At 37.4% G+C, this 5,755-nt stretch carries 4 protein-coding genes; all 4 read left to right on the forward strand.

Annotated elements, in window-relative coordinates:
• The first annotated feature begins 164 nt into the window (after positions 1–164).
• The 4 genes from dnaE (at position 165) to BALCAV_RS20420 (ending at position 5,574) form a co-directional block, all read left to right on the forward strand.
• A complete protein-coding gene (gene dnaE, locus BALCAV_RS21370) occupies positions 165–2,270 on the forward strand; it encodes a DNA polymerase III subunit alpha (RefSeq protein ID WP_052044428.1) in 2,106 nt (701 codons plus the stop codon).
• 7 nt (positions 2,271–2,277) lie between these two features.
• Positions 2,278–3,510 carry a helix-hairpin-helix domain-containing protein gene (locus tag BALCAV_RS21375; protein ID WP_052044429.1) on the forward strand — a complete coding sequence of 411 codons (1,233 nt, stop codon included), beginning with the start codon at positions 2,278–2,280 and terminating at the stop codon, positions 3,508–3,510.
• Between the two features lie 136 nt (positions 3,511–3,646).
• Positions 3,647–4,885, forward strand: a complete 1,239-nt coding sequence (gene ystJ, locus BALCAV_RS20415; RefSeq protein ID WP_003323727.1) for an NAD(P)-dependent malic enzyme — start codon at positions 3,647–3,649, stop codon at positions 4,883–4,885.
• A 35-nt stretch (positions 4,886–4,920) separates the two neighbouring features.
• Positions 4,921–5,574 (forward strand): FadR/GntR family transcriptional regulator, encoded by a 654-nt coding sequence (locus tag BALCAV_RS20420; RefSeq protein ID WP_003323726.1) that lies wholly within the window; start codon positions 4,921–4,923, stop codon positions 5,572–5,574.
• Positions 5,575–5,755 lie beyond the last annotated feature (181 nt).

Consider the following 5,755-nt stretch of genomic DNA (forward strand, 5'->3'; position numbering starts at 1 on the left):
GCATAAGAGAAACCTCTGTCGGCAAAGAAATGCGCTGGCAAGTACGCTCTGTTCCCAAGAATCTCCCACTTCAAGCGTTAGCTAAGTGGCGAGTAGTTCAACAAGAGGCAAAAACATATTATAATAGGACTAGAAAGTTTAGATGAGGAATGAGGGAGAGCGTTATGAAATTTGTCCATACAAACGTATATAGTGAATTTAGCTTACTCTCTTCAACCAATCGAATAGAGGAATTAGTTGAGCAAGCGAGCATATTAGGGTATGAGGCTCTTGCCTTAACTGACCACCATGTAATGTATGGGGCCGTTTCCTTTTATAAAGCATGCTTAAAGTTTCAGATCAAACCTTTAATTGGATTAGAGGTAACCATTTTTGATGAGGGTAGGCGAGAGCCATTTCTTTTACGGCTATTAGCGAAATCAAATGACGGTTATCGTTCTTTAAATAAGCTCTCGACCATTCTAGGATTAAAGGAATCAAAAAGAGCTTATTTATCAAAAGAAGAATTTTTACGATATACAGAAGCTTGTTTGATCATCATTCCATATTATGAAGGACCACTTGAAGCTTATTTAAAGAGGAAGGAACAAATGAATGCCGAACAATGGTTATTGAGTTGGTTCCCAGATGATTTTATTGATAAAAAAGATGTTTACTTGGAATTAAGTGGCGAAAGGGAACAGGATGAATGGTCTCATCGTCAGCTTGTTTCGATCGCAGAGCAACGAGGCTGGAATTGTCTTGCTGGTCATCCAATCCGCTATTTACAAAAAGAGGACGTCTCAAGCTATGTTGTATTAAAAGCGATTCAATCGGGTCACTTAATGGAGCGGATTGAGTTGAAGTCCTATGAAGAACAAGCGTTTTTCCTTCCAAAGGAAAGGTTCAAACAAATAAGTTCTAACATGTCGGCCTATCAATCCATGGAAGAAATGATAAATAAAAGCGAAGTTGTTTTGTCATTTGAGGAGACGCTAATGCCTAAGTTTCCACTTCAGGATGGACAAACAGCTGAGAAAACGCTTCGAGAGCTATGTTTACAAGGGTTAAAAAAGAGATATGAAAATCCAAGTGAAGAGGCATATAGTCGCCTAGATTATGAGTTGAATGTTATCAATAGTATGGGTTTTACCGATTATTTTTTAGTTGTGTGGGATTTTATTCGGTATGCCAAAGAATCTGGGATTTTAGTAGGTCCTGGTCGTGGTTCTGCTGCGAGTTCCCTTGTGGCCTTTGCATTAGCTATCACCGAAATCGATCCTTTAAAATATAATTTGTTATTTGAGCGTTTCTTAAACCCAGAAAGACAATCGCTGCCAGATATTGATGTTGACTTTCCTGATCACCGTCGAGAAGAAGTCATTCAATATGTGCAAAAAAGATATGGGAAAAATTATGTGGCCCAAATTTTAACATTTGGAACATTTGCCGCAAAAGCAGCTATCCGTGATGTCGGGAAAGTATTAGGATTACATGCTTTTGAAATTGAGAAAGCAGCAAAGCTAATCCCTTCAAGACCTGGAATAACATTAGAAAAAGCGATAAGTAGCAACGAAGAGCTTAGCGACTTTTTGAATGAGTCAAAAGAACTTGAACAATTAAAGTGTCTTGCTTTAAAAATTGAAGGATTACCGAGACATTCGTCGACCCATGCGGCAGGTGTTATCATTAGCGAGAAGCCGTTAACAGATATCATCGCCTTGCAATCAGGACAAGATGGGATTTATTTAACGCAAGCGACAATGGGCGTTTTAGAAGAGGTTGGTTTTGTTAAATTTGACTTTTTAGGGTTAAGGAATTTAACGATGTTAGAAAGAGTCCAGGACGCTGTTTATGCACATATAGGCAAAAAAATTGATCTACTTCATTTGCCACTTGATGATGTGAAAGTGTATGAGGAGCTATCTAAAGGTGAGACAACGGGTGTCTTTCAATTAGAGTCCGATGGAATGCGAGGGGTTTTAAAACAATTAAAGCCAAGTCAATTTGAGGACATTGTTGCTGTAAATGCTTTGTATAGGCCAGGTCCGATGGATTTTATTCCAACTTATATTCAAGGGAAAAATGAACCAAATCATAAAGTTAGTTATTTGCATCCAGATTTAGAACCGATTCTCTCATCCACTTATGGGGTCATTGTTTATCAAGAGCAAATCATTCAAATTGCGGTTAAATTAGCTCATTATAGTCTTGCTGAAGCGGATATTTTAAGAAGAGCAATTAGTAAAAAAATAAAAGACTTTACAGGCGGAAAAAGCAGGATTTATTAACCGCTCAATGGAAGTTGGATATACAAAAGAAATGGCGGAACGAATATTTGATTTAATTGAACGGTTTGCCAATTATGGATTCCCGCGTAGCCATGCCGTTGCTTATAGTTTTATAAGTTATCAATTGGCTTATGTAAAAGTGCATTATCCAGCTGCTTTTTATGCTGCTTTATTTTCAGGTGTACTTCATCAAAAAGAAAAAATGCTCGATTATATTCAAGAAGCAAAGCGGGCGAAGGTTCCTTTATTACCACCTTCTCTTGAGAAAAGTGAGATCCGGTTTTCGTTGGAGGAAGATGGAATCCGAATCGGTTTTTTATCGCTTGACCATATCGGTTATCAAGTGGCGGCGTTTTTAGTTGAAAGCCGAAATCAAGAATTGCCAGATAATTTGTTTGACTTTTGTGTGAAAATGGACAGTAAACTAATTAATAAAAAGGTTGTTGAAAGTTTAATTAAATCAGGAGCACTTGATTATTTCAAAAAGGACCGGGCTGTGTTATTAGCAAGCGTTGATGAGGCATTTGAATATGCTCAAAAAGTGCATGATTTTAAAGCGGAAATGGATGGTCTATTTACTTTATCATTAGAACCACCTTACTATTTAGAGCAGGAACATTTGAGTGAGTTGGAGAAATTAGAGTATGAGCATGAAGTGTTAGGATTTTATTTGTCAGGGCATCCCATTTTGCAATATGAACGAGTGTTTGAGACTTATAAGCGTGAAACGATTGATGATGTTCTAAATCATTCGCCACATATTACAAGAATCGCGGCTTTAGTGCTTGAAAGTAAACAAATCAAAACAAAAAAAGGCGATCAAATGGCCTTTGTTGAAATGAGTGATGAAACAAACCGTATCGATGCGGTTGTTTTTCCAGCTGTTTGGAAGAATAACTCAGCCTTGTTTAAGCAAGGTCAATTGCTTTTTTTAGAAGGAAAAGTAGATCAATCTCGAAATAAGAGTCAATTTATTGTAAACAAAGTGATGGATTTAACTCGTTTACTTCAAAAGCAACAGCGACTTTTTATTCGAATTCCAAAAGAACAAAATGAAAAAGGGATATTAGAAAAAATCACAGAGATTCTACGACCGTTTTATGGGGAAACACCTGTCATTGTTTTTGATGAAGCCAAGGAACAAAAAATTCAATTAAACTTTTTTATTAATAAAGAGAGCCAAGCAATCGCGATATTAAAGGATTTGCTTGGAGATGAGAACGTAGTCATCGGGGAATAAATGTCCCACTTTTATGAGAAAGGCTTGGCTAATATGTTCCTATCATTTATAATGAGAATGTTTTAGTGGTCAGACCAGTGTGTCAAATCCCAGAAAATAGAACCGTAAGTAGGAGAAAATAAGGAGAGTGACCGTTGTGTCCACATTGAAGGAAGAAGCACTACATATCCATCGTATTAATCAAGGAAAGCTTGAATCAAAATCAAAAGTTCCAGTGAAAACAGCAAACGATTTAAGTTTGGCTTATTCTCCTGGTGTTGCAGAGCCTTGCAAAGAGATTTTTGAAGATGTAGAGACTGTTTATGAGTACACGATGAAAGGCAATATGGTAGCTGTAGTAAGTAATGGGACAGCTGTATTAGGCCTTGGGAACATTGGGCCAGAGGCTTCTTTACCAGTTATGGAAGGTAAAGCTGTTTTATTCAAATCTTTTGCAGGTGTTGATGCTTTTCCAATTTGTTTACGTTCAACAGATGTTGATCAAATTGTCGAGACAGTAAAGTTACTAGAGCCGACATTTGGTGGAGTTAATTTAGAAGATATCGCGGCTCCAAGCTGCTTTGTCATTGAAGAACGATTAAAGAAGGAAACAAATATCCCTGTTTTCCATGATGATCAACATGGAACAGCGATTGTTACATTAGCTGGTTTAATTAATGCTTTAAAAATCACCGGAAAAAAGATGTCAGATATTAAAGTTGTAGCTAATGGTGCGGGTGCTGCTGGAATTGCTATTATTAAATTATTACGTCGTATGGGCGTGCGTGACATTGTGATGTGTGACTCAAAAGGGGCCATTTTTGAAAATCGTTCTTATGGTATGAATGATGTGAAAGCTGAAGTGGCTAAATATACAAATCAAGATCAAAAAGAAGGAACTCTTGCTGATGTGATTCAAGGCACAGATGTGTTTATTGGTGTTTCTGTTGCAGGTGCTTTAACAAAAGAGATGATTGAATCGATGAATAATGACCCAATCATTTTTGCAATGGCAAACCCTGATCCTGAAATTATGCCTCATGTTGCAAAAGAAGCAGGGGCAAGTGTTATCGGTACAGGGCGTTCTGACTTTCCAAACCAAGTGAATAATGTCCTAGCATTCCCAGGTATTTTTAGAGGAGCTTTAGATGTAAGAGCCACACATATTAACGAAGAAATGAAGGTAGCTGCTGTTTATGCAATTGCTGATTTGGTAAGTACAGAAGAATTAAGCGTTGATTATGTGATTCCAGCTCCATTTGATACTAGAGTAGCTCCAGCTGTAGCAGCAGCAGTTGCAAAAGCGGCGATGGAGACGGGCGTAGCTAGAAAAAAGGTTGACCCAGAAGAAGTGGCGGAAAAAACAAGAAAGCTCGCGATTATCGGAAACGATTAATGGATTGAACTTGAGTAGAGGTGTGAATCGATTAAGTGAGCAATCAGTCTAAACGTTTTATAGATGTTATTAAGCAATTAAACCATTTTATTATGGAAGAGCGATTAACGAACGGAGACAAGCTTCCGTCAGAGCGAGAGCTTAGCGAGCGTTTAGGTGTTGCTCGCTCTTCTGTTCGTGAAGCGTTAAGAGCACTGGAATTATTAGATCTTATTGAAACAAGACGAGGCGAAGGAACCTTTTTTAATGCGACGGGGAGTCATCGCCTCGTCGATATTATTTTAATGTATATGCTTAAAGACGATACAGCCAAAAAAGATTTAAAAGAAACAAGAAGGATTATCGAGTTAGATGCGATTCGTCTAGGATTAAAAAACATATCATCCAATCTGATTAAAAAGTTAGAAGAGATCTATTCTACTCAGATAAATGCTTCCTTCGACAAACAGTTTGAACTTGATTATGAGTTCCATAAAACACTGGTCGAAGCTTCAAACAATAAATTATTAATAAATATTTGGGTCTCTTTAGTTGATTTTCATAAAGCGACAATTGACACTCAGAAATTAGTAGCTGATCCTAAAAAAAAGCTCGAGGATCATCGAAAGATATTATATTTGCTTAAAGAACAGAATAAAAAAGAAGCCCTTTTGTTAATAGAACAACATTTAGAAAGCAATCATTTTTAACCTTTTCTCTGTTTATTAACGAAGGATTGAATCATTTATCATTTCCCGACAGAACACTCCCTCTTCAATCGTGTGAAGGGAGAAGCCCAACGATAAGGGGGAGATGAATGGCGGTTGGCGGTAGCCAAAGAGATTCTTGTTAAGGTATAATAAGAACATACATTCCTATTGGGGGTGAAAA

Origin of the sequence: Alkalihalobacillus alcalophilus ATCC 27647 = CGMCC 1.3604 (genome assembly GCF_000292245.2) — a bacterium.
Classification (GTDB): Bacteria; Bacillota; Bacilli; order Bacillales; family Bacillaceae_D; genus Alkalihalobacillus; species Alkalihalobacillus alcalophilus.